The sequence below is a fragment of the Blattabacterium clevelandi genome, assembly GCF_003268615.1.
In the GTDB taxonomy this organism is placed as follows: Bacteria; Bacteroidota; Bacteroidia; order Flavobacteriales; family Blattabacteriaceae; genus Blattabacterium; species Blattabacterium clevelandi.
Genome location: NZ_CP029844.1, coordinates 543,592 through 568,060, shown reverse-complemented (window position 1 = coordinate 568,060; position 24,469 = coordinate 543,592). Strand labels below are relative to the sequence as shown.

Sequence of the window (24,469 nt, the reverse complement as noted above, 5' to 3'; positions counted from 1 at the left end):
AAATTAAAAAGGTAAATCATCAAAATCATCCGAAGATAAAGATGGAGATATAGTAGATGTTTTTTTTGAAGATCCTAAAGAATGTTGTATTTCCTCAATTTTCCATCCTTGTATAGAATTAAAATATTTTATAATTCCTTCTTGGTTAGTCCATTCTCTTCCACGAATATTAATAAAAACTTTTATTTTATCTTTTGGTCTTATAGAATTCAATAATTCCACTTTATCTTGAATAAATTCCAGTAATATGTTTTGAGGATATGGCTCTTCTGTAGTGATCACTATTTCCCTTTTTTGAAATCCACTATCAAATTTTTGAATATCAAACAATTTTTTTACTATTCCTATTATTTCCATGGATTTTTATAATTTTATCATTTATTTTTTTTACTATTTTTATTCTCATTTTTCTTTTTTAAAGATTCTCCAATTTGATTAGATATATTGAATGAAGTTATCATGTTATTCAACATCTCATTAGCTGCTCCCGGAGAATTAGGTAATAAAATTAAATTAGTATTTGAACTTTCTCCCATAGATTGAAGGGTATCATAATGTTGCGTTACTACAATTAAAGCAGACGCTTCTTGTGAATTGATTCCAACATTATTTAACACTTCTACAGATTCTAAAATTCCTCTGGCTATTTCTCTACGTTGATCCGCGGTCCCTTTTCCCTGTAATTTTTTACTTTCAGCTTCCGCTTTAGCTTTAGCTACAATTTGTATTCTTTCAGATTCTGCTTTATATTCCGCAGCAACTTTTTCTCTCTCAGCAGTATTAATACGATTCATTGCTTGTTTTACCTGATCATCAGGATCTAAATCTGTAACTAATGCTTTAATAATGGAATATCCATAATCTAACATAGATTCTTCTAGTTCTCTTTTTACAGCAATAGCAATATAATCTTTTCGTTCAAAAACATCATCTAAACGCATTTTTGGAACCTCTGCTCTTACTACATCAAAGATATAGGATGTAATTTGTGTATTAGAATTATCCAATTTATAAAAAGCTTCATATACTTTATTTTCGATGACTTTAAATTGTACAGAAATTTTTACTTTCACAAAAACATTATCTTTAGTTTTTGTATCTACCAAAATATCTAATTGTTGAATTTTCAACGTAAGTTTTCCAACTACATTATCTATAATAGGAATTTTAAAATGAAGTCCAGCCTGACGAATATTATGAAATTTTCCAAGTCTTTCAATAACAGATGCTGTTTCCTGATGAACTATGAAAATAAAACTAGAAAAAAAGGATAAGATTAAAAGAATTAATAATCCATAAAATAGTAAACTAAAAAGGCTCATATTTATCTTTTATATAATATTAAAATTTATAACATTCCAAGTTCTAAACGAGCTTCTTCACTCATAAATCCTCTATCCCAAGGAGGATCAAACGTCAAAACTACATTGACATTTTTAATTTCTTTAATAGATTGAATTTTTTCTTTTACTTCTATAGGCAAACTATCGGCTACTGGACAATTAGACGTTGTGAGAGTCATCAAAATTTTCACTTCTTTTTTTCTAGAAATTTGAATATCATAAATAAGACCAAGTTCATAAATATCTACTGGTATTTCTGGGTCATATATCCTTTTTAATACAGAAATAATACGATCTTCTAAAGATGAATCTTCATTCATTATTTCATTCATTTTAATATTTGTCCAAATTTATCAAAAAAACGAATAGGATAACCAAATTTTTTAAGATTAGGTAAAATATCATTAACTTTTCCAATAATTAAAATTCTTCCATTTTTTACAGAAAAAAATTTCTTACATGAAGAATATATATTATATATAGTTACAGACTGTATATTTTTCAAATAATTTTTGTAAAAATTATTTGGAAGATGATTTTTTAATTGACTAATAAAAAGATCACTAATTCTATTAGGATCTTCTAAATCCATGATAAATTGACCACATATTTCTTCTTTTTTAATTTTTAATTCTTCTAAGGATACTTTATTTTTTGTTATTTCTATAATTTCTTTTAAAATATCTTCTATAGCCTTATCAGTAACTCCATTTCTTACCTGAGTATAAATGGAAAAATAACCTATATTTTTATCCGATTTTAAAATAGAATTAGCCCCATATGTATAAGCTTTTTTTTCTCTAAGATTTAAAAATAAACGACTTTGAGGTCCTCCTCCTAGAATTCCATTTGCTAAAATGGAAGAAAAATATATAGGATCATTTTTTTTTAAAAAAATAGGACCTCCAAAACAAATTGTAGATTGGGTAAGAGTAGGAATATCAACTAAATCTATTTCTAGATCCGGAGATTTTATCAGTTCATTTATATTTTTTTTTTCATGAAAAAAAGATCTTTTTTTCCATTTATGTAAATAACGTTCACATAATTTTTTTGCTTCTTTTGGATAAATATCTCCTATAAAAGAAAGATAGGAAATATTCGGAATATAATATTTATGATACAATTTTTTTAAATCGTTAAGAGTGATATTTTTTATAGTATCGTAAGTTTCATATTCCCCATAAGGATGATTTTTTCCAAAATATAAAACATTTCGTACACGTTGTAAAATAGCATTTGGATCTTTTTCTGATAGATTGATATCTATAATTTTTTGTTTAACTATTTTCTCTAATTCTTTAGAGTTATCAAACTGGGTATTCAACAAAATATCACTCATAATAGAAATTGATTTATCCAAATTTTTTTTTAAAGTAGAAATAGATATACCCGAGAAAGAAGTATATAAAGTTGTTCCAATATAATCAATCACTTCATCTAATTTTTCTTTAGAATAATTTTTGGTTCCAGAACGAAGCATTTTTCCAAAAATTTTTTTGATACCAGCTTTATCTTTTTCTAAGAATGGTTGATAATCTAATTCTAATCCTATTCTAACTAAAGGAAGTTTATGGTTTTCCACAACTAAAACTTTTAATCCATTTTTCATTTTAAAAAAAAATGGTTTTTTAATATTAATGAATATCTTCTTTTTTAAAGATTTAGGTGGTAAATTTCGATCAAATTTTTGAGAAAACATATTGGTTTGAAAAAAAAGGTTAATTATTATGATAAAAATAATTTTTTGAAAAAAATTAACTAATTGGAACATTATACAAACGGACTCTACAATTTTTATTTAAATATTTATTAGCAACAATCTTAATATCTTCTACAGATATTTTACGATATTTTTCTATATCTGTATTAATTAAATCTGTATTTTGATAATATAAAAAATAGTGGGATAAATTTGATGCTATTCCACTCATAGAATAATTATCAAAAAGAAATTTTTTTTCAAAAAAATTTTTTTGTTTATTTAATTCATATTGTGTAATCCCTTTTTCTTTCAAATTTTCTATTTCCTCATCTATAACTTTAGTTAATTGATCTAAAGTAATTTTTGGATTAATTAATCCGTATATAATAAAAATACCATAATCTTCCATAGAATCTAAAAAAGATCCAGCATAAGAAGCTAATTGTTTTTTATTTATTACATTTTTCATTATACGTGAACTTTCTCCAGAAGAAAGAACATGATCTATAATTTTTAATACGTAAGTATCTTCATCAGTCATTTTTGGAAATCTATATGATAAAAAAACTCCGGGAACTTTAGTATTTTTATCTACATATGTAAAAAAAATTTCTTTTTTTATGGGATCTTCTTCTATTTTTTTCATGTTAAAATCTATTTTTCCTTTAGGAATAGAAGAAAAATATCTATCAACAAGATTCCTTGCTTCATTCATTTCAAAATCACCAGTAACCACTAACGTGGCATTATTTGGGACATAATAAGTTTCATAAAATTTTTTGTAATCTTTTTCTGTTGCCGTATTTAAATCTTTTTCAAAACCAATAATAGGATATTTATATGGGTGTTTTTTAAATAATAAAGAAGGTATAATTTCGGAAATAGCTTGAGCATATGGTTGATTTTCAATTTGCATTTTTTTTTCTTCCTTTACTACTTCTCTTTGAATATTAATACTTTCTTCATCTATCTTTGCATGAAGCATTCTTTCAGATTCCAACCATAAAGCTAATGGTAAACGATCAGAGGGGAGAACCTCGTAATAACAAGTTTCATCATGATTGGTATAAGCATTATTTTTTCCACCATTAGAAGCTATATATTTAAAAAAATCTCCTTTTTTAATATTTTTAGAACCCTCAAACATAAGATGTTCAAAAAAATGAGCAAATCCAGATTTTCCAGGAAATTCATTTTTAGTACCTACATGATATAAAACAGAAATAGAAACCAATGGATTTGTATTATCTTGGTGTAAGATTATATGTAGTCCATTTATCAGTGTTTCTTCAAAAAATCTAATTTTCGTAGTAGCTTCGTTATCTGCTTTCAAATGATTAGAATTGAACATTATTATTGTTATGATTAGTAATATTAAGAAATAAAATCTATTCATGTTATGTTTATGAATAAATAAAAAAAATAAATTCTTTTTTTCAATTTTCCAAAAAGGAATTTACGAATTTTTTTCTTTTATTCTATTTTTGTTGATTAAAAATGTTATGAATTGATTCATCAATTATGAAAAATTTTTTATTTTCTATTTTTTTTTCATTTTCTACTTTTATATTTCTAATTGAAGCAAAAAATATAGAAGGGAATTTCGAAAATGGAAAAGAAATTTTTAAACAAAATTGCACATCCTGTCATTCCTTAGATTTAGAAAAAAAAATGATAGGACCAGCTTTATATGGTGTAACGGAAAAAAGGAATAGAGAATGGCTACATAAATGGATAGTTGACAATAAATTATTAAGGAATAGTGGAGATATAGATGCGATTTCTATTTATAAAGAATATGGAAACGTAGAAATGAACTCATTTAATCAATTATCCGAACAACAAATAGACGATATATTATATTTTATTAAAAATTCAAAACAACAACAACAAGAAAATAAACCACAAAAAGAAAATAAACAAGAATTTGATAATATAGAATTAGAAAAAAATCAATTTATCATAAAAATCATTGTTTTTGGTCTTTTTATTTTCTCTATAATTTCACTTTGGATACTATATAAAATTTATATTTTAACTCATTTACTAAGTAAAGATTTTCTTTTTACAGAAAAAAATAAAAAAAATTTTTGGATATTAACCTATTTATTTTTATATAGATTTTTAGGAGATAAAAAGAAAAATTGGTATTTTTTTTCTTCGTTTATAGGATTTTTTTTCATATTAGGAATATATGGAATATGGACTTTTTTAATGCAAATAGATGTTAATAAAGGATATAAACCAGAACAACCCATTTACTTTTCTCATAAAATTCATTCTGGAATAAATGGAATTGATTGTCAATATTGTCATACATCCGCAAAATATAGCAAAGTATCTGGTATCCCTTCGGCTAATATTTGTATGAATTGTCATATTACTATTAACGAATATAAAGGAGATTATATAGAAAAAGGAAAAAGTAGAGATGAATACAATAAAGAAATACAAAAAATATATCATTCAGTAGGTTGGGATCCAGAAATAAGAAAATATTCTAAAAAAACTCATCCAATTCAGTGGATACGTATACACAATATGCCTGATTTTGTATATTTCGATCATTCTCAACATATAATTACCGGGGAAAAAATGATCAAAAAATCAAAAAAAGTAGATTTATCATGTAATGCCTGTCATGGAAAAGTTCAAAATATGGATCAAGTAGAAATGGCCAATAATTTTACGATGGAATGGTGTATATCGTGTCATAAAGATACAGAAATAGATACTGAAAATCAATATTATAAAGAATATTTTCCAGATTTGATAAAAAAAAGAAAAGAAAAAAAAATAACAGTAGATATGATTGGTGGGCTAGAATGTGCTAAATGTCATTATTGAAAAAACTTACTACTGATATTATTATAATTCATTTTCTATTAAAAAAATATTCATGATAAAATCAAATAATAAAAAAAAAAGTGGGGTTTCTTCTCATTTTGAAAAAAATACTTTAGTTAAAGTATTTGTAAAAAAAGATAAAACATCCAGACGAGATTTTCTTAAATGGATAGGATTTAGTACTGCTTCAGTAACTTTAGCAGCATGTAAAGGCCCAGTTATAAAATCGATACCATACATTGTAAAACCAGATATTATAACTCCTGGAATTCCAACTTATTATGCCTCTACTATGATAGATTCTTTTGATATTGGAAGTGTATTGGTAAAAACAAGAGAAGGACGTCCCATAAAAATAGAACCTAATTTAACTTCAAAATATTTCAATACAACATCAGTTAGAATACAATCTTCCTTATTATCCCTTTATGATGAAGAAAGGTTAAAAAATCCTTTTATTAATGGTAATAAATGTTCTTGGAAGGTAATCGATAATTATGTTATAAACCATTTTCAAAAAATATCTAAAATGAAAAAGGATATTGTTATTCTTTCCTCTTCTTATCCAAGTTATTCTACAAAAAAATTAATTAAGGATTTTACAAAAACATATCCTACTACTAAATGGATTACTTATGATGCTATTTCCTATTCTGTAGCTTTAGATGCTGCAGAAAAAATATTTGGAATTCGTGCTTTTCCACTTTTTGATTTATCAAAAACGGAATTAATAGTATCTTTCGATGCTGATTTTTTAGGAGATTGGAGTCCAGAAAATATGGCAAAATATTATGTAAATAATAAAAATCCAAAAAAATCAATGTTGAAACATATTCAGATAGAAAGTAATATGACTTTATCTGGAGCAAATGCAGATATTCGGATTTCAAGAAAACCTTCCGAAATTAATAAAATATTATTTAAAATTTACCAAAAAATATTTTTTGAAAAAAAAATCAATGAAAATGAAGATAAGGAAATTAATAAAATAGCAGATTTGATTGTAGAAAAAGGATCAAAAAGTGTAATTTTTGCAGATGGTAATATAGAATCTTATATTCTATCTTTTTTAATAAATCAAAAAATTCGAAGTAATGCTTTACAAAAAAATAAATTTATTTTATCAAAAGAAAGTAATGATAAAAAATTACAAAAATTCATAATAGATTTAGAACAAGAAAAAATTGGAGCTATTTTAATTCATAATACTAATCCAATTTATAGTCTTCCATTTTCTAGTAAAATAAAAAAATTTTTTAAGAAAATTCCAATTACTATTTCTTTTTCTATGAAAAAAGATGAAACTAATGAAACTATGAATGTATTAGCTCCTATTCCTCATTGGCTTGAAAGTTGGGGTGATACTCATCCTGTAACTGGTTTTTATACTCTCATTCAGCCTACTATTCAATCCCTATTTAATACAAGACAATTTCAAGAATCTTTGATCATTTGGGGGGGGATTCCAGAAAAAAATTATTACGAATATTTAAAAAAAATTTGGGAAAAAAAAATCATTCCACAGTCTAATGTTTCTTCTTTTAATGAAGCTTTATTTCATGGAGTAGTTGAAAAAAAAGAAAATATAAAAACTAATAAACTTACATATGATTATCAAAAAAAAATCCATGAATATGGAATAAAGGTAATCAATAGTGAAAAAAAAGTGGAAAAAAATTTAGAACTTAGATTATACACAAAAATAAGTATAGGTGATGGATATCAACATGATAATCCTTGGATACAAGAGTTTCCAGATCCTATTACAAGAACCACTTGGGAAAACTATCTAACTATATCCTCATATGATGCAAAAAAAATAGGAATAAAAAATTGGTATACAGGAAGTGGATCTATGAATGGAAATTGTGTGAATTTAATCAAAAACCATAAAATTTTAATTAAAAATATTCCTGTATACATACAACCGGGACAAGGTATAGGTTCTATAGGATTATCTTTTGGATACGGACAAAAAATAGGAAAATTATCTAAAATATGCCAAGGAAAAAATGCCTATGAAGTCTATGAAAATTTTAGTTTAATACAAAAAAATATACAGATAAAAAAAGTAAATAAAATACATAAATTTTCTTGTTTTCAAGTACAAAATACAACAGTAGGAAGAAATTTAATTAAAGAAACAGATTTAGAAACTTTTTTAAAAAAATCTAAAAAAATTTGGAATGAAGAAGAGAAAATCCTTACTCCCAAAGGAATGTTACCTCTAGAAAAAATTTCTCTTTGGAAAGAAAAAAATAATAAAGAAGAAAAAAATGGACATCATTTTAATTTATCTATAGATTTAAACGCTTGTATTGGTTGTGGAGCTTGTGTTATTGCATGTCACACGGAAAATAACGTTCCTGTTGTTGGAAAAGAAGAAATAAGAAAATCTAGAGATATGCATTGGTTAAGAGTTGACAGATATTATTCAGAAAAAATAAATTCATCAAAAAATGATGAGGATTTTTTTAAAAATCCAAAAGTTTCTTTTCAACCTATAATGTGTCAACATTGTGAATATGCTCCTTGTGAAACAGTTTGTCCAGTTGGAGCTACCTCTCATGGAATGCAAGGTCAAAATATGATGATTTATAATCGTTGTGTTGGAACACGTTATTGTGCAAATAATTGTCCTTATAAAGTAAGACGATTTAATTGGTTTAACTATGTTAATAACCCAAAATTTAATTATAATATGAATAATAGTTTAGGGAAAATGGTTCTCAATCCAGATGTAGTTGTTCGAACAAGAGGGGTTATGGAAAAATGTTCTTTATGTATACAAAGAACACAATCTGTTATAGGAATAGCCAAAAAAGAAAATAGAAAAATAAAAGATGAAGAATTTGAAACTGCTTGTAGTATTTCTTGTCCAACAAATGCTATTGTTTTTGGAGATATTAATGAAAAAAATAGTCAAATTTCAAAAAAAATACGAGATACAAGAAATTATAAACTACTTGATTTTCTTGGAATTCGACCAAATGTATCTTATCAATTAAAAGTGAAAAATTTGAAATAGATAGAAAAAAAATTATGCTAACTAATCATGAATCCACTTCTATACGAGAACCATTAATTATTGGTAATAAAACATTTCAAAATATTACTGAAGATATATTGTACCCTATAGAAAGAAAAGTTGGAACATTATGGTGGATTTCTTTTTTTATTTCAATTTTAGCTTTTTTTTGGGGATTAGGATGTATTTTTTACACTTTAAATACAGGAATAGGAGTATGGGGGTTAAATAGAACCATTAATTGGGCTTGGGATATAACTAATTTTGTTTGGTGGGTTGGTATTGGTCATGCAGGAACTTTAATTTCCGCAGTTTTATTATTATTTCGTCAAAAATGGCGTTTATCTATTAATAGATCAGCTGAAGCTATGACAATATTTGCGGTAATCCAAGCGGGATTATTCCCTATTATTCATATGGGAAGACCCTGGAATGCTCATTGGGTATTACCTATTCCTAATCAATTTGGAAGTTTATGGCCTAATTTTAATTCTCCACTTTTATGGGATGTATTTGCTATTAGTACTTATTTTTCTGTTTCTACTGTTTTTTGGTTTATGGGATTAATTCCAGATTTTGCCATGATCCGAGATAGAGTAAAAGATCCTATAAAAAAAAAAATATACGGTATTCTTAGTTTCGGATGGGGAGGAAGATCAAAAGATTGGAAAAGATTTGAAGAAATTTCTTTAGTTTTAGCAGGTCTGTGTACTCCATTAGTTTTTTCTGTACATACCATTGTGTCTTTTGATTTTTCTACTTCTGTAATTAAGGGATGGCATAGTACTATTTTTCCTCCTTATTTTGTTGCCGGTGCTATATTTTCTGGTTTTGCTATGGTTCAAACTTTATTAGGTGTAGCGAGAAAAGTACTCTCTCTAGAAAGTTATATTACAAGAAATCATATTGAGTATATGAATATGATTATTTTATTAACAGGAGGAATAGTTATATTAGCATATATATCCGAATTTATTTTAGCATGGTATTCTAATAATCCCTTTGAAAAATTTATTTATTTTTCTGTAAAAGCAGCAACTGGACCATTCTGGTGGGCTTTTTGGATTTTAATCATTTGTAACGTTTTAATTCCACAATTTTTATGGATAAAATCAATACGTAGAAGTTTTTTTTGGTCTTATATAATAGCTATTATCATCAATATTGGAATGTGGTTTGAAAGATTTGATATCATTGTTTTAAATCTTAGTCATGATTATCTACCTTCATCATGGACTGGTTTTATTCCTTCATTTGTTGATGTAGGTATTTTTATAGGAACTATCGGGTTCTTTTTTGTTCTTTATTTACTATATATACGTGTATTCCCAGTTATATCACAGTCGGAATTAAAAACAATATTGAAATCTTCTAAAATCAGTAAAAATATTACAAAAAAATAAAAATGAATAAATCCGAATTTAATATTCATGCATTATACGATAATGATCATTTAATGATCAATAGTATAAAAATTCTTATCAAAAAAAAGATAAAGATATATGAAGTATATACTCCATTTCCAGTTCATAATTTAGATAAATTACTTGAATTAAAAAAAACTAATTTATCCTTTTTATCCTTTTTATATGGATTTTTTGGATTTTTTTTGGCAAGTATACTTACTTGGTATACCATGATTTATGATTGGCCCCAGAATATTGGAGGAAAACCTTCTTTTTCTTGGGTTAGAAATCTACCTTCTTTTATTCCTGTAATATTTGAATTTTCAATTTTTTTTTCTGCACATTTTATGTGTATTACTTATCTTATCCAATGTAAATTATTTCCAGGATCTTATCCAAAGAATCCAGATCCAAGAACTACTGATAATATGTTTTTAATAGAAATTAATACCAAAAATAATGTTGAAAAATTATTGAATTTATTAAAAGAAAATGGAGCTATGGAAGTAAACGTAAAAAGAATAGTTTAAAAAAAAATTGATTATAAAAAAATGATGAATCATAAATATTTTTATATTATTTTACTTTTGTTATTTATTAATGCAGGATTGAATTCCTGTTGGTTTGATAAATCAAAACCCAATAGAGTATATATGCCAGATATGTATTATTCGGATGCTTATGAACCTTATTCAGAACCATATCCTAATTACAAAAAAAATGTTAAAAAAATAAAAATTCCTCTTTTTTTAAAAGAAAAAACTTCCTCTCTTTTACCAGTAAAAGGAACTATTCCCAATAATTTTTATGAATTTCTTTCTTACAAAAAAAAAAACTATCAAGAATGTGACCCCTCAATTTTGGAAAAAAAAGAAAAAAACAAGGATAAATCAAAAAATAACGTAAAAAATGGAGAAAAATTATATAAAATAAATTGTTCTATATGTCATGGTGATAATGGTGATGGAAAAGGAATTTTAGTAAAAAATGAAAAAATATTCGGTATTCCTAATTATAAAGATAGAGATCTTACTATTGGAAGTGTTTATAAGGTTATTACTTATGGTAAAAATAATATGAATTCTTATGCTTCTCAATTAAATGAAAGGGATAGATGGAAATTATCCGAATATGTAATGTATCTAAAAAAAATAAATAGATAAAATACAATGTATCAATTTTCTAAAAAATTAAAAAAAATGATTTTTTTTCTAATGACATTAGGATTTTTTCTTATTTTTTTTGATAAAATTCCTTTTTTAAATAGAATAGATTTTAATCAAAAAAAATATTTTTTTTTAAAAAAAATTTCACATAAAAAAGATGAAAAAAAAGAAAATCAACCTTGGGTAGGATTATATATAGCAATTTTTTATTTTACTACTATTTCTCTAGGATCTTTATTATTTTTAGGAATACAATATGTATCAAAATCAGGATGGTCGATCATAATTCATCCTATTATAGAGGAATTAGCTTCGTTTATTCCATATGGATGTTTTTTGATTTTAATATTTTTTTTATTAAATTCTATTGGTATTATTCATATTTTTCACTGGATGGATATTAATCTATTTGATCCTACTTCATTAAAGTATGATAAAATTATTTCAAGTAAAAAAGCTTTTCTAAATATCCCCTTTTTTTTAATCAGAAGTTTCATTTATATAATAGGTTGGAATTTTTTTTATTTTAAATTAAAAAAAACGTCTTATATTTTGAATATGACAAGTTCTTTGAACGATTACAAAAAATTAAATTTTTTTTCCATTATTTTTATAATATTTTTTTCTATAACATCTATTTTTATGGGATGGGATTGGATTATGTCTTTGAATCCTCACTGGTTTAGTACTTTGTTTAGTTGGTATATTTTAAGCTCTTATATGGTAACAGCGATTGGATCTATTACTATTCTTTCTATTTATCTAAAAAAAATAGGATGTTTACCATTATTTAATGAAAATCATTTACATGATTTAAGTAAATATCTTTTTTCTAGTAGTTTATTGTGGACCTATTTTTGGTTTTCACAATTTTTACTTTATTGGTACGGAAATATTCCAGAAGAAGTTATTCACTTTTTGAAGAGAGAAGAACTATATGGGAATATTCATTTTTGGATGGTTATTCTAAATTTTTTGGTTCCTTTTTTTGGTTTAATGAGTAGTAAAAGCAAAATTAATACAAAAATAGTACTTATAGTTTCTTTTTTATTACTCGTTGGACATTATATAGATATATACAATTTAATAGCTCCAGAAATAGTTGTAAATAAACATTTATATCCAAAATTTGGATTACATGAAATAGGATCTTTATTACTAATAGGTAATATTTTTATTTACATATTATTTTTCAATATAAATAGAAAAAATCTCAATTTCATTGGAAATCCTTTTTTTCAAGAAAGTAAAAAATATAAATATCCTTATCTGTAAAAAAAATGATTTTTAACTAAAAAAAATATTCATATTATTATAAAAACTTTTTTTAAAGAAGGATTATTTGGGATCCATATTTTTTGATATATAAAAAAATTGAAACAAAGTTAGCGTTAGCTGTTTTTTTACCTATAGAAAAAAATTCCGTTTTAGAATTATATTGTATTTTATTTTTAAAAATGATTCCATGATAACTAGATAAATTTTTGATTTATTTAGGAAGAAAGAATTTTTTATAAACTTCAGATAAAAATAGTAAAAATAAGTTGATCATTTAAAATAGGTTTTTTATCTAAAATGGAATATTTTATGGATAAAAAATTACAAAATTTTAGAAAAAAAAGAATCATCTCCGTATTTTTTCATAAGTATTTTAATCATTATTTGTTAATTGATCTTTTAAAAAATTCATTATAGATTTATTAGATCCAAAAAGAGTCAATATATCTCCTTTTTGTAAAATAGTATCCCCAGTAACCAATCCTATAACTTTTTTTTTAGATTTTTCATTGAATGAAATAGAATTTTTAATTTCTCGTATTACAGTAATTAAGGAAACAGAATATTTTTGTGTTAGTTGAAGACTTTTAACTGATTTTTCACTAAAGGAATATGGAGAAAAAACTTCTGCAATAGAATGTTTATTATCTACTCGAAAATAATCTAAAGCATAATTAAAAGAAATTTGTTTTGTCAATCGAAAAGCTGCGTCTTGTTCCGGGTGAATGACATCATTGATTCCCATAGCTTCTAATATAGTATCATGTATCTTTGATAAAGATCTACTGACTATTCTAAGATTTTTATATTTTTTTAATATAGCCGTGGTTACTATTGATGCACCTTCATTTTCTCCAATAGCAACAATTCCTAAATTAGCTTGTTGTATAGGCAATACTTTATAAGCTAATTCGTTATTAGCGTCCATACAAACTACATTGGCTATACGATCTTTTAATAAGTCAACTTTTTCCATTTTGTGATCTACTCCAAAAACTTCATGTCCGTTATCTGTTAAATTAAGTGCTAAAGATCTTCCAAAATTTCCTAACCCAATAATTATAATTTTCATACTTTTTTAATTGATGAGAATATATTCTTGAGGATATTGATAATAATAAGAAGAATTTATTCTATTTCTTTTTAATAATCCTATCATAATATTAAAAACGCCTATTCTTCCTAATAACATCAAAGTAATTAAAACTAATTTACTTCCATTGGATAAATTAGGAGTAATTCCTAAAGATAATCCTACTGTTGAAAAAGCAGAAAAAGCTTCAAAAAAAATAGATAAAATATCTTTTTTTGGATCTAAAAGAAGAATAATCAAAATACTTATATATATGATAATGAGAGATAATATTATAATGGCAAAAGCAAGTCTAACAGATTTTGAAGAAATTTCTTTTCTTTGAATTTCTAATCTATCTTTTCCTATAGATAAAGAGATAATATTCATTAATGCTAATGCAAAAGTGCTTGTCTTAATACCTCCACCGGTAGAAGCAGGAGATGCACCAATCCACATCAAAAAAATAGTAAATAATATAGTGAATGGAGTCCATTTTTCCATATTTAATACTTGAAATCCAGCTGTTCTAGATGTAGCAGAAGAAAAAAATGAAACAATACACTTTCCAAGAATAGAAGAATGTTCTGAAAGTGAATAATGATATTCGCTTATATAATAAAAAATAGTTCCAAAAAAAAGTAAAGAAAAGGTTGTAAATAAAACAATTTTTGTATTTAAAGTGAAAATATGTACAGGACATCTAAAATATTCATCTTTAAAAATTTTGTAAAAATATTTTTTTAACGTTAACCATATATATGTAAAAAAATTAAATAAAATATTAAAACCTATTCCTCCCAATATTAATAAACATGCAATAATAAATTGTAATAAATAATTAAATCTTACAGATTCAGAATAAAGCCCTTTACTAAGAGTCGAAAAACCTCCATTACAAAAAGCAGATATGGAATGAAAAATAGAAAAAAATAAAGGACTATCAGATTCTATAATATTCCTTTCGTTCTTAATAGAAAGATAAATCAATAAAGCCCCTACCATTTCTACTATTAAAGTAAATAAAACTACTTTTACAGCTAAAAAAAGAACATTATTTGTAGTCTTTGTATTTAAAAAATTGCTTATATAAATCCCCTCTCTAAAAGAAAAACCATCCCTAAAAAAATAACTAAAAAAAGAAGTTACGGTTAAAATTCCCAATCCCCCAAGTTCTACCAAAGTTAGAATAATAACTTTTCCTAAATGGGTAAAATCTTTAGAAGTATCTAATACCCCTAATCCAGTAACACATACAGCACTAGTAGAAGTAAATAAAGCATCTATAAATGATATTTTTTTAACGGTTGATGATGGTAACATTAGAAATAATGATCCTAAAAAAGATAGAAATACAAAACTAGTAATAAAAATAAAAATAGGATTATTAATTTTTACGTATATTTTTCGCATAAAATAGGTAATGCGAATTAATATATATATAGTTAAACTCGTTAATAAAACCCCTCTTAAATCTGTAATTGTTACGTTATTAGAAAACAAAATTTTTCCAATAGAAAATAGTAGAGAGGGAATAAAAACGAAAAAAGATAAAAATATCATAGATTGATATCCTTTATCCAATGTTTTTTCAAAAAGGATTAAAAAATGAAAAAAACTTAATATTAACATCATTCCAATAAGTATTCCTATATTAAAAAAAGGATTTATGGAAGTTTTCCATCCTAAAGAAATAATTATATATAAAAATATAATTGGAGTCAAAAACGGTAATAATTTTCGGAAATTAATTTGGATCATGATTTATTATGAAATATTTTTTCCCCTGATTTTTTTCAAAATTTCCATCCCACCTTTTTCTAATATTTCCTTAGCACATTCAATTCCGATAAAATTATTATGAGATCCTATTTTTGTTTTTTGTATTTTTTTCATACCATCTAAACTGAATAATATTCCTGTAAAATAAGTAATTTTATTTATTTAAAAAAAACGCATGAGCACCTATAATATTCATACATTTACATTATAAATTTCTCAAAAACTTCCGCTTTACATTTTCAAATAATCTAGTTCACTTATCATCAAATTTTTGAGTTAAATGATGAATAAAATCATTTTTTTTTAATGTAGTAACTACAATAGTTCGTTTTCCAGGATAATGGATCATCCAATTTAATACTTGAAAATTTAACCACTCTAAATTATGTCATATTCCTAAACGTTCCAATCCTATTTTTGTAAAAATAGCTTCTTTACAATAATTTTTACGTAATTTTTTTAATTTTGTATTTATATTTCCTTTTAAATAAATATACAATATTATGATGTGGATAACGATTTTTCCAAAAATTACCCCCTAAGACTTCCAGGAGCTATAATAGCATGGATATTTGAATCTAATAAAAAAAAATTATTGGATCCTTTTTTATATTATATACTACTAAGTCATAAACAAAAATATCCTTCTTTCAATAAGAAGAAGAAAGGACGATTTTTATGGTAATTTAGTTAGATAGTTAGAACCTATTTTAAAGAATGAACAGCAATATCAATGACTCCTTAAAGCATGAACTGAATTATTTTTCTAATAAAAAAAACTTATTTTTTAAATTTATGAATAGAATAGGAATATTTTGAATGAAATTTCCTTCAGATTTTATAAAAAATCAACGAGAAAAATAACCTTTTTTTTGAATAAAAGTTTGAACTTTTATAGTTTGATAAACTTCTAATGGACTATTTTTTTCCCAATTTGAATAATCCTATTCCAAAAAATATATATTTTTATTTTTTTCATAAAAAACATAGATTTTATTCATCATAAATAAAAAGGAATAAATTCTTCAATTTTATTAAACTTTTTATTACAAAATTTAACATAAGAAAGAAAAGCCATATCCATTGCAGATGGATAAATATGAGAAAAAAAATGAAAATAATCTGTAAATAAATTTTTTTCTTTTTTTTGAAAATTTATATTTCCAAAAAAATATACTTTTTGATTTTTTGTGATAAATTTAAAATATTTATCATTGAGTTTTTTTATAGAGATAGGGGCTACTCTTTCTTTAAATCTATTAAATAAGGAAGTATAAAAAAAATCGGATTTTGCATGTATCATAGGTATTAAATATCCATCTTTAATATCTATCTTTTGACTCATAATTGTTAATGTATCCAACGATAATAAAGGTATTCCTAATGAAAAACACAAACCTTTAGCGGCAGATATTCCTATTCTTAGTGAAGTATATGAACCAGGTCCTTTGCTAACACAAATTGATTGCAAATCATTTATATCAATTTTAGAAATTTTTATAGCATATTGTATAAATATATGTAATTTTTCTGAATGAAGATATTGTTCCGAACATTCTTCTATAGATGTAATACATACTCCCTTTTTGGAAATACTAACTGAACAATTTTTTGTAGAAGTTTCTAAATTAAGAATTAAAGACATTTTTTAAAAATTTTTTTTTTATGAAAAATCTAAAAATCATTTAAAATGATAAATGAAAAAAAAATAATTGAATATGTGATATCCTGGCTTATAAAATATATAAAACAATCTCAATCTAATGGATTTATTATTGGTATATCTGGGGGGATAGATTCATCTGTAACATCCATGTTAGTTTCTATGACTAAGTATCCAACTTTAATATTAGAAATGCCTATACTAGATAAAAATAAAAATTTATTATCTCAAAAACATGCAAATTTTTTAAAATCTCAATTTTTAAATGTCCATCATATAAAAAAAGATCTATCTTCTCTATATTTATCTTTTTTTCATACAGTAAACGATCCTTTTCAAAAAAAAAATTTACTTGCTTTAGCAAATATCAAATCTCGTATTCGTATGATAACTTTATACTATTATGCTAATATAAATAATTATTTAGTAGTTGGAACTGGAAATAAAATAGAAGATTTTGGAGTTGGATTTTTTACAAAATATGGAGATGGTGGAGTAGATATCCATCCTATAGCAGATTTAACAAAAAGTGAAATACGTTTTGTAGCTAAAAAATTAAAAATTCTTAATTGTATACAAAAAGCAAACCCTACGGATGGTTTATGGGAAGATCAAAGATCTGATGAAGATCAACTAGAAGCCACTTATGAAGAATTGGAATGGGCAATGAAAATTACAGAAGAGAAAAAAAAATTTTTCAATTATGATACATTTAAGGAAAGAGAAAAAAATGTAATGAAAAAATATAAAACTTTACATAAAAAAAACATGCATAAGGTAATTCCTATTCCTATCTGTAAAATTCCTTTTGGTATTAAAAAGATTGAATAAATATACAAGATAAATTAGAAATTTTAAATACCAAAATTAGAGTAGTTTTCTTTAAAAAAAAAGACATAATCCTTTTTGTACCTTTGTTTATCATGGATTGATTAAGTTAATTAATGATGGAAGAAAAAAATAAAAAATTTTTAGAAAAAAAAATAAAGAAAACTATTTCTTCTTTAGAAGATCATGATACCCCATTACGTAACGATGCATTTTTTATAAGTAACGAAGAAAAAATTTCTAAAATAGAAAAACATTTTTTCCATATCATGGAAATATTAGGATTGAATATGAATGATGATAGTTTACGTAGTACCCCTAAACGGGTAGCAAAAATGTTTATAACAGAAATATTTAGTGGTCTTAATCCAAAGAATTTTCCTAAAGTATCTACATTTGAAAATAAATACAGGTATAACCAAATGTTAATAGAAAAAAATATTACAATATATTCTATATGCGAGCATCATTTTCTACCTATTATTGGAAAAGCTCACGTTGGTTATATTTCTAATGGAAAAGTGATAGGTCTTTCTAAAATTAATAGAATAGTGAATTACTACTCAAAAAGACCACAAGTTCAAGAGCGTTTAACTATACAAATCGTAAAATCTTTACAAAAAATATTAGATACAAAAAATGTTGCTTGTATTATAGAAGCAAAACATTTATGCGTAAATTCTCGCGGAATTCGAGATATCAATACCAAAACTATTACTACCAAATTATTAGGAATATTTAAAAAAAACTCGGAAATTCGAAAAGAATTTTTCCATTATATTGGAATTCCATAGAAAATATTATTATTTATTTATAGAAATATATATGAAAATAGAAGAAAGAAAAAATATACGAAATCATATACGAATATATAATTCTTTAACTAGAAAAAAAGAATTATTTCAACCTATTCATAAAGAATATGTGGGGATTTATGTTTGTGGTCCAACAGTTTATAATCATCTACATTTAGGAAATTGTCGGACTTTTATTGTATTTGATTTAGTTTTTCGTTATTTTAAACATTTAGGTTATAAAGTTCGTTATGTAAGAAATATAACGGATGTAGGACATTTAGAAGATGTAGGACATTTAGAAAAGGAAAGATATAATGGAGAGGATAAAATTTTAAAAAAATCTCGTATAGAAGGCCTTGAACCTATGGAAATTGTACAAAAATATACTATTTCTTTTCATTATACCTTAAATCTTTTCAATACTTTACCTCCAAGTATTGAACCTACTGCAACTGGTCATATTATAGAACAAATTGATATAATTCAAAAATTGATTAAAAAAAATTTAGCTTATGAAAAAAATGGATCTATTTATTTTAATATGAAAAAGTATAGAAAATCTTATTCTTATGGAATATTAAGTCATAATAGAATAGATAAACTATTTAGCAAACAAAAAAAATTTGTAGAAGAAAAACATTGTTTTCAAGATTTTTCTCTTTGGAAGAGAGCAAAAAAAAATCATATTATGAATTGGAATTCTCCATGGGGTAAAGGATTCCCAGGGTGGCATATAGAATGTACTACTATGAGTACAAAATATTTAGGAGAAATTTTTGATATCCATGGTGGAGGGATCGATCTTAAATTTCCACATCATGAATGTGAATTAGCACAGGCGATAGGTGTTTATAATAATAATCTTGCAAATTATTGGATGCATACAAATATGTTAACATTAAATGATAAAAAAATGAGTAAATCAACAGGCCATTATTTAGAATTAAAAGATTTGATTTCCAAATGTCGTAAAAAAACTTTTCATCCAACCATTATTCGCTTTTTTATTTTAAAATCTCATTATCGTAGTATTTTAAATTTTTCTAACAAAGGACTGATAGATGCAGAAAAAGGATATTATCGTTTAATGAATGGAATCCAAAAATTAAATTTTTCTTTTTCTAAAAAAAAAAAAACTAATAGTTTTATATTTGATGTTTATAAATGGATAAAAAACTGTTATGAAGCAATAAATGATGATTTTAATACTCCATTATTAATTTCTTATTTATTTGAAGTATCTCATATCATTAATTCTACTTTTATTAATGATAATGATATAGAAACTATTCATTTATTGAAAAAATATATGAATTATTTTATTTTTGATATCCTTGGGATTCAAATTTTTGAAAAAAATTTTTTGGAAGAATCTTCTAAAAAATTAAAAAGAATTACTGAAAGATTAATAAAAATTAGAAAAGAAGAAAGAAAAAAGAAAAATTGGATTCTTTCAGATCAAATTCGAAATGAATTATCTGATATAGGAATTTCATTACAGGATGATAAAATTTTTTAAATTGATTTTAATTCAGGATTTTTTATAAAAAAAATTCTCGTTATTTTATAGAAAAAAAACTAAATTTGTTTTCTATTCGTCTATTGAATGAATGGGGTTAAACAAATTAGTAATATATTATTTATTATTCCTTATTTTTTTTGGTTTTATTCCTGTGAATCTTTTTGCAAAAGAAAAAAAAAATATTGATGTAGCTAAGACAATAATTGAACATATCAGCGATTCCCATGAATGGAATATTATTGGGGATAAAAATTTTTCTTTACCTATATTTTTGTGGAATAATGGATTAGAATTTTTTTTTTCTTCTCAATTTTCTCATGGAAAAGTAGTAAAAGGAAAATATGGAAATTATAAAATGTTTAAAGAAAAAATATATAAAACCGATTCTATTGGAAATTTATATATGGATTCAAAAGGTTATCCAAAAAATTATAAACCATTGGATTTTTCTATTACAAAAAATGTAGTATCTATTTTTATTTCCTTTATTTTATTATGTTTTATTTTTAGAAAAATGAGGAAAAGTTACGAAACTTATCAAATAAAATGGAGTTTAGGAATTTTTTTGGAATTTTTAATACTATTTATTCGTGATGAGATTGTTATCCCAAATATTGGTAAAAAAAAATATAAAATTTATTTTCCTTTTTTATTGACTATGTTTTTTTTTATATTGATTAATAATTTAATCGGGATGCTACCAGGATTTCCAAATGTTACAGGAAACATAAGTATTACGTTAGTTTTATCTATAATCACTTTTATAATAACCTATATGAGGGCTAATAAAAGTTATTGGAAACATATTTTATGGATGCCCAATGTTCCTATAGGAATAAAATTATTATTAGCTCCAATAGAATTAGTTGGGATTTTAATTCGTCCGTTAACTTTATGTATTCGTTTATTTGCTAATATTACTGCTGGGCATATTGTTATTTTAAGTTTTATTTGTCTTATTTTTATTTTTAAAAGTTTTTTAATTACTAGTTTTTCCATTATTTTTGGTTTTTTTATCTCCCTATTAGAAGTTATGGTTGCTTTTTTGCAAGCTTTTATTTTTACAACTTTATCTGCTTTGCTCATAGGTACTACCGTAAAGAATTATGAATGTAAAATGAAATAACATTATATTATGGATATAGATTTAACATATGCAGGTTTAGCTGCTTTAGGAGCTGGAATTTCTGTAATAGGAGCTAGTTTAGGAATTGGTAAAATTGGAAGTTCAGCTATGGATTCTATTGCTAGACAACCTGAAGCTTCAGAAAAAATACAAAATGCAATGATTATTGCTTCAGCTCTTATTGAAGGAGCAGCACTTTTTGGAATAGTCACTGCTTTATTAGCTGTTTTTAAATAGATTTTTATAATGGATTTGATAACTCCTTCTATTGGATTAATTGTTTGGCAAACCATAATATTTGTGATATTGATATTGTTTCTTTCTAAATATGCTTGGAAACCAATAATAAAAATAATTGATCAAAGAGAAAAAAAAATTCGAATTTCCATAGAAAAAGCTAATAAAATTCAAAAAGAATTGGATTTTGTAGAAAATAAAAAAAATAAAATTTTGAAAGAAACTCGTATAAAAAGAGATATGATTTTAAAAGAGGCTATTCAAATGAAAGAAAATATTAAATATAAAGCAATAGAAGAAGGGTTTCTAGAGAAAAAAAAAATATTAAAAGAAACAAAAAAAATTATACAAATAGAAAAAAAAGCTGCTATTCAGGATTTGAAAAATCAAATAGGAAATATTTCCATAAAAATTGCTGAAAAAATATTAAAAAAAGAATTGGATCAAAATCAAAAAATGGAAAAACAAGAGAAATTTATAAAAGAATGGCTAAATAAATTAAACTAATAAACATTTTAAAATGTTTTCGAAAAGAAGAATAATTAAACATTATGCTATGGTACTTTTTGAAAGTTCTATGAAAAACCATAACATGGATTCTATTTATCAAAAAATCAAAAAAATATCTTTTCTATTATCTAATAATGTAGAGTTAAATAAGTTTTTTCATTCTTCTTTATTGAATTCAGAAAGAAAAATACAAATTTTAGAGAAAATTTTCTATTCTTTTGATATTTTTATTTTTCATTTTATAAAAATTTTAATTATACGTCATAGAGAATATCTTATAAAAAGAATTTTTTTAGAATATCAAAAAATATATAAAGAAAAAAAAGGATTATTAAAATGCATTATTACTTCTTTTTTTCCTTTAAGTATAGATATTCAAAAAATGATAATACATAAGATTATTTCTTCAGAAAAATCAAAAAATAAAAAATATCACATTATTAATAAAATTGATAAATCCCTTATTGGTGGATTTTTATTTCGAATAGGATATAAAGAATGGGATTTCAGTGTGAAGAACCAATTATTAAGTATTCAAAATATATTCAAAAATTCAATATAAAGTATTTATTTTCATGTACGATTTAAAATATTCTGAAATATCATCCATTCTTAAAAAACAATTATCTGATTTTCAATATGAATCAAAATTATCTGAATATGGAATTGTAGTTCAAATAGGTGATGGAATCGTTCGATCTTTTGGGCTAAATTCGGCATTTTGTGGAGAATTAGTAGAATTTCATACTGGAATAAAAGGAATTGTATTGAATTTAGAAGAAGACTATGTGAGCATAGTATTGCTGAACCATTCGAAAGATATAAAAGAGGGGGATAGGATTAAACGTACAGGGAAAACTTGTTCTATAAAAGTTGGAAAAGGTATGTTAGGACGTGTAATAGACATATTAGGAAATCCTATCGATGGAAAAGGTGAGATAGTAGGACCACTATTTGAAATGCCATTAGAAAGAAAAGCACCAGGTGTTATTTATAGAGAACCTGTAAAAGAACCTCTTCAAACCGGTATAAAATTTATAGATAGTATGATACCTATAGGAAGAGGACAAAGAGAATTGATCATTGGAGATCGACAAACTGGAAAAACAACTATTGCTATTGATACAATTATTAATCAGAAAGAATTTTTTGAAACGGATAAACCCGTTTATTGTATTTATGTAGCTATATGCCAAAAAGGATCTACAATAGCTAGAATAGCAAAAATTCTAGAAGAAAAAGGGGCTATGCATTATACTGTTATAATAGCTGCTAAAGCTTCAGATCCTGCGTCAATACAAGTTTTTGCTCCTTTTTCTGGAACAGCTATTGGAGAATATTTTCGTGATACTGGCCATTCTTCTTTAGTAGTTTATGATGATTTATCCAAACAAGCTGTTTCTTATAGAGAAATATCTTTGTTATTACGACGTTCACCTGGTAGAGAAGCATATCCAGGAGATGTTTTTTATTTGCATTCTCGTTTATTAGAACGTTCTGCTAAAATTATACAAGATCAAAAAATGGCAAAACAGATGAATGATATTCCAGAATCCATTAAAAAATATGTAAAGGGAGGAGGATCTTTAACCGCACTTCCTATTATTGAAACTCAATCTGGAGATGTATCTTCTTATATTCCAACCAATGTTATTTCTATAACAGATGGACAGATTTTTTTAGACAAAAATCTATTTCATTCTGGAGTACGGCCTGCTATTAATGAAAGTATTTCCGTTTCACGAGTAGGAGGATCTGCTCAAATTAAATCTATGAGAAAAATATCTGGAACCCTCAAAATAGATCAAGCTCAATTTCGAGAATTAGAATCTTTTTCTCAGTTTGGATCTGAGTTAGATCCTACAACTATGAATATTATACAAAAAGGAAAAAGAAATATAGAAATATTAAAACAGTCCCCTCATAATCCATATAATATTTCAGATCAAATTGCTATTATTTATGTTGGAACTAAAAATTTTTTAAAAGATATTCCTATTGAAAAAATTTCATCTTTTGAAAAAGAGTATCTTTTTTATTTAAATGAAAAACATAAAAATTTATTGGATTCTTTAAAAAATGGTTTTTTTGATGAAATATCAGCATCTATATTAGAAAATGTTGCACTTGAATTAAGTGAAAAATATCTATCATCTTAA

General features: G+C 24.5%; 23 protein-coding genes. 14 read left to right on the top strand and 9 right to left on the bottom strand.

The window, feature by feature from the left end; all coding sequences use genetic code 11:
• Positions 1–3: 3 nt before the first annotated feature.
• Genes DM817_RS02805 through DM817_RS02785 form a run of 5 tightly spaced genes read right to left on the bottom strand, consistent with a single transcriptional unit; the run spans position 4 to position 4,399 of the window.
• Positions 4–357: a DUF3127 domain-containing protein gene (locus tag DM817_RS02805; RefSeq protein ID WP_113738500.1), complete on the bottom strand. Its 354-nt coding sequence runs from the start codon at positions 355–357 to the stop codon at positions 4–6.
• A 17-nt stretch (positions 358–374) separates the two neighbouring features.
• Positions 375–1,322, bottom strand: coding sequence for an SPFH domain-containing protein (locus tag DM817_RS02800; RefSeq protein ID WP_113738499.1), 948 nt, complete (start codon positions 1,320–1,322; stop codon positions 375–377).
• Between the two features lie 26 nt (positions 1,323–1,348).
• Positions 1,349–1,663: an iron-sulfur cluster assembly protein gene (locus DM817_RS02795; RefSeq protein WP_113738581.1), complete on the bottom strand. Its 315-nt coding sequence runs from the start codon at positions 1,661–1,663 to the stop codon at positions 1,349–1,351.
• 8 nt (positions 1,664–1,671) lie between these two features.
• Positions 1,672–3,117, bottom strand: a complete 1,446-nt coding sequence (locus tag DM817_RS02790; RefSeq protein ID WP_113738498.1) for a M16 family metallopeptidase — start codon at positions 3,115–3,117, stop codon at positions 1,672–1,674.
• Entirely contained in the window at positions 3,101–4,399 is a 1,299-nt protein-coding gene (locus tag DM817_RS02785) for a M16 family metallopeptidase (protein ID WP_113738497.1), read from the bottom strand. Before DM817_RS02785 ends, DM817_RS02790 begins: the two co-directional genes overlap by 17 nt.
• A gap of 170 nt (positions 4,400–4,569) precedes the next feature.
• On the opposite strand from DM817_RS02785, the gene DM817_RS02780 reads away from it, so the two are divergent.
• Genes DM817_RS02780 through DM817_RS02755 form a run of 6 tightly spaced genes read left to right on the top strand, consistent with a single transcriptional unit; the run spans position 4,570 to position 12,770 of the window.
• The gene (locus DM817_RS02780) at positions 4,570–5,895 is read left to right on the top strand and encodes a c-type cytochrome (RefSeq protein ID WP_113738496.1); all 1,326 of its coding nucleotides are present in this window, start codon (positions 4,570–4,572) and stop codon (positions 5,893–5,895) included.
• 52 nt (positions 5,896–5,947) lie between these two features.
• On the top strand, positions 5,948–8,923 hold the full coding sequence (locus tag DM817_RS02775) for a 4Fe-4S dicluster domain-containing protein (RefSeq protein ID WP_113738495.1): 2,976 nt from the start codon (positions 5,948–5,950) through the stop codon (positions 8,921–8,923).
• A gap of 14 nt (positions 8,924–8,937) precedes the next feature.
• Positions 8,938–10,326: an NrfD/PsrC family molybdoenzyme membrane anchor subunit gene (gene nrfD, locus DM817_RS02770; protein ID WP_113738494.1), complete on the top strand. Its 1,389-nt coding sequence runs from the start codon at positions 8,938–8,940 to the stop codon at positions 10,324–10,326.
• 2 nt (positions 10,327–10,328) lie between these two features.
• On the top strand, positions 10,329–10,859 hold the full coding sequence (locus DM817_RS02765) for a DUF3341 domain-containing protein (protein ID WP_113738493.1): 531 nt from the start codon (positions 10,329–10,331) through the stop codon (positions 10,857–10,859).
• A gap of 24 nt (positions 10,860–10,883) precedes the next feature.
• Positions 10,884–11,492, top strand: coding sequence for a c-type cytochrome (locus DM817_RS02760; RefSeq protein WP_113738492.1), 609 nt, complete (start codon positions 10,884–10,886; stop codon positions 11,490–11,492).
• Positions 11,493–11,498: 6 nt separating this feature from the next.
• Positions 11,499–12,770: a hypothetical protein gene (locus DM817_RS02755; protein WP_113738491.1), complete on the top strand. Its 1,272-nt coding sequence runs from the start codon at positions 11,499–11,501 to the stop codon at positions 12,768–12,770.
• 376 nt (positions 12,771–13,146) lie between these two features.
• Here the strand turns inward: DM817_RS02755 and DM817_RS02750 are convergent, their stop codons facing one another.
• The 4 genes from DM817_RS02750 to tsaB all read right to left on the bottom strand — a co-directional run bounded on the left by DM817_RS02750 (position 13,147) and on the right by tsaB (position 17,272).
• Positions 13,147–13,845, bottom strand: coding sequence for a potassium channel family protein (locus tag DM817_RS02750; protein WP_113738490.1), 699 nt, complete (start codon positions 13,843–13,845; stop codon positions 13,147–13,149).
• Between the two features lie 6 nt (positions 13,846–13,851).
• Positions 13,852–15,606, bottom strand: coding sequence for a TrkH family potassium uptake protein (locus tag DM817_RS02745; protein ID WP_113738489.1), 1,755 nt, complete (start codon positions 15,604–15,606; stop codon positions 13,852–13,854).
• Between the two features lie 6 nt (positions 15,607–15,612).
• The gene (locus DM817_RS03060) at positions 15,613–15,741 is read right to left on the bottom strand and encodes a hypothetical protein (protein ID WP_262509745.1); all 129 of its coding nucleotides are present in this window, start codon (positions 15,739–15,741) and stop codon (positions 15,613–15,615) included.
• Between the two features lie 886 nt (positions 15,742–16,627).
• Complete coding sequence (gene tsaB / locus DM817_RS02735; protein WP_113738488.1) at positions 16,628–17,272, bottom strand: tRNA (adenosine(37)-N6)-threonylcarbamoyltransferase complex dimerization subunit type 1 TsaB; 645 nt, start codon at positions 17,270–17,272, stop codon at positions 16,628–16,630.
• A gap of 45 nt (positions 17,273–17,317) precedes the next feature.
• On the opposite strand from tsaB, the gene nadE reads away from it, so the two are divergent.
• The 8 genes from nadE to atpA all read left to right on the top strand — a co-directional run bounded on the left by nadE (position 17,318) and on the right by atpA (position 24,469).
• Positions 17,318–18,121 (top strand): NAD(+) synthase, encoded by an 804-nt coding sequence (gene nadE, locus DM817_RS02730; protein ID WP_113738487.1) that lies wholly within the window; start codon positions 17,318–17,320, stop codon positions 18,119–18,121.
• 113 nt (positions 18,122–18,234) lie between these two features.
• Positions 18,235–18,912, top strand: a complete 678-nt coding sequence (gene folE, locus DM817_RS02725; RefSeq protein WP_201260531.1) for a GTP cyclohydrolase I FolE — start codon at positions 18,235–18,237, stop codon at positions 18,910–18,912.
• Positions 18,913–18,943: 31 nt separating this feature from the next.
• On the top strand, positions 18,944–20,434 hold the full coding sequence (gene cysS / locus DM817_RS02720) for a cysteine--tRNA ligase (protein ID WP_113738579.1): 1,491 nt from the start codon (positions 18,944–18,946) through the stop codon (positions 20,432–20,434).
• A 91-nt stretch (positions 20,435–20,525) separates the two neighbouring features.
• The gene (gene atpB / locus DM817_RS02715) at positions 20,526–21,563 is read left to right on the top strand and encodes a F0F1 ATP synthase subunit A (protein WP_113738486.1); all 1,038 of its coding nucleotides are present in this window, start codon (positions 20,526–20,528) and stop codon (positions 21,561–21,563) included.
• A gap of 9 nt (positions 21,564–21,572) precedes the next feature.
• On the top strand, positions 21,573–21,800 hold the full coding sequence (gene atpE / locus DM817_RS02710; protein WP_113738485.1) for an ATP synthase F0 subunit C: 228 nt from the start codon (positions 21,573–21,575) through the stop codon (positions 21,798–21,800).
• Between the two features lie 9 nt (positions 21,801–21,809).
• A complete protein-coding gene (gene atpF, locus DM817_RS02705) occupies positions 21,810–22,307 on the top strand; it encodes a F0F1 ATP synthase subunit B (RefSeq protein ID WP_113738484.1) in 498 nt (165 codons plus the stop codon).
• 13 nt (positions 22,308–22,320) lie between these two features.
• On the top strand, positions 22,321–22,872 hold the full coding sequence (atpH, locus tag DM817_RS02700; protein WP_113738483.1) for an ATP synthase F1 subunit delta: 552 nt from the start codon (positions 22,321–22,323) through the stop codon (positions 22,870–22,872).
• 13 nt (positions 22,873–22,885) lie between these two features.
• Positions 22,886–24,469 carry a F0F1 ATP synthase subunit alpha gene (atpA, locus tag DM817_RS02695; protein ID WP_113738482.1) on the top strand — a complete coding sequence of 528 codons (1,584 nt, stop codon included), beginning with the start codon at positions 22,886–22,888 and terminating at the stop codon, positions 24,467–24,469.

Coding starts and splice junctions, on each gene's coding strand:
- DM817_RS02805 (WP_113738500.1), bottom strand. CDS start 357: ATGGAAATAATAGGAATAGTAAAAAAATTGTTTGATATTCAAAAATTT.
- DM817_RS02800 (WP_113738499.1), bottom strand. CDS start 1,322: ATGAGCCTTTTTAGTTTACTATTTTATGGATTATTAATTCTTTTAATC.
- DM817_RS02795 (WP_113738581.1), bottom strand. CDS start 1,663: ATGAATGAAGATTCATCTTTAGAAGATCGTATTATTTCTGTATTAAAA.
- DM817_RS02790 (WP_113738498.1), bottom strand. CDS start 3,117: ATGTTCCAATTAGTTAATTTTTTTCAAAAAATTATTTTTATCATAATA.
- DM817_RS02785 (WP_113738497.1), bottom strand. CDS start 4,399: ATGTTCAATTCTAATCATTTGAAAGCAGATAACGAAGCTACTACGAAA.
- DM817_RS02780 (WP_113738496.1), top strand. CDS start 4,570: ATGAAAAATTTTTTATTTTCTATTTTTTTTTCATTTTCTACTTTTATA.
- DM817_RS02775 (WP_113738495.1), top strand. CDS start 5,948: ATGATAAAATCAAATAATAAAAAAAAAAGTGGGGTTTCTTCTCATTTT.
- nrfD (WP_113738494.1), top strand. CDS start 8,938: ATGCTAACTAATCATGAATCCACTTCTATACGAGAACCATTAATTATT.
- DM817_RS02765 (WP_113738493.1), top strand. CDS start 10,329: ATGAATAAATCCGAATTTAATATTCATGCATTATACGATAATGATCAT.
- DM817_RS02760 (WP_113738492.1), top strand. CDS start 10,884: ATGAATCATAAATATTTTTATATTATTTTACTTTTGTTATTTATTAAT.
- DM817_RS02755 (WP_113738491.1), top strand. CDS start 11,499: ATGTATCAATTTTCTAAAAAATTAAAAAAAATGATTTTTTTTCTAATG.
- DM817_RS02750 (WP_113738490.1), bottom strand. CDS start 13,845: ATGAAAATTATAATTATTGGGTTAGGAAATTTTGGAAGATCTTTAGCA.
- DM817_RS02745 (WP_113738489.1), bottom strand. CDS start 15,606: ATGATCCAAATTAATTTCCGAAAATTATTACCGTTTTTGACTCCAATT.
- DM817_RS03060 (WP_262509745.1), bottom strand. CDS start 15,741: ATGAAAAAAATACAAAAAACAAAAATAGGATCTCATAATAATTTTATC.
- tsaB (WP_113738488.1), bottom strand. CDS start 17,272: ATGTCTTTAATTCTTAATTTAGAAACTTCTACAAAAAATTGTTCAGTT.
- nadE (WP_113738487.1), top strand. CDS start 17,318: ATGATAAATGAAAAAAAAATAATTGAATATGTGATATCCTGGCTTATA.
- folE (WP_201260531.1), top strand. CDS start 18,235: ATGATGGAAGAAAAAAATAAAAAATTTTTAGAAAAAAAAATAAAGAAA.
- cysS (WP_113738579.1), top strand. CDS start 18,944: ATGAAAATAGAAGAAAGAAAAAATATACGAAATCATATACGAATATAT.
- atpB (WP_113738486.1), top strand. CDS start 20,526: ATGGGGTTAAACAAATTAGTAATATATTATTTATTATTCCTTATTTTT.
- atpE (WP_113738485.1), top strand. CDS start 21,573: ATGGATATAGATTTAACATATGCAGGTTTAGCTGCTTTAGGAGCTGGA.
- atpF (WP_113738484.1), top strand. CDS start 21,810: ATGGATTTGATAACTCCTTCTATTGGATTAATTGTTTGGCAAACCATA.
- atpH (WP_113738483.1), top strand. CDS start 22,321: ATGTTTTCGAAAAGAAGAATAATTAAACATTATGCTATGGTACTTTTT.
- atpA (WP_113738482.1), top strand. CDS start 22,886: ATGTACGATTTAAAATATTCTGAAATATCATCCATTCTTAAAAAACAA.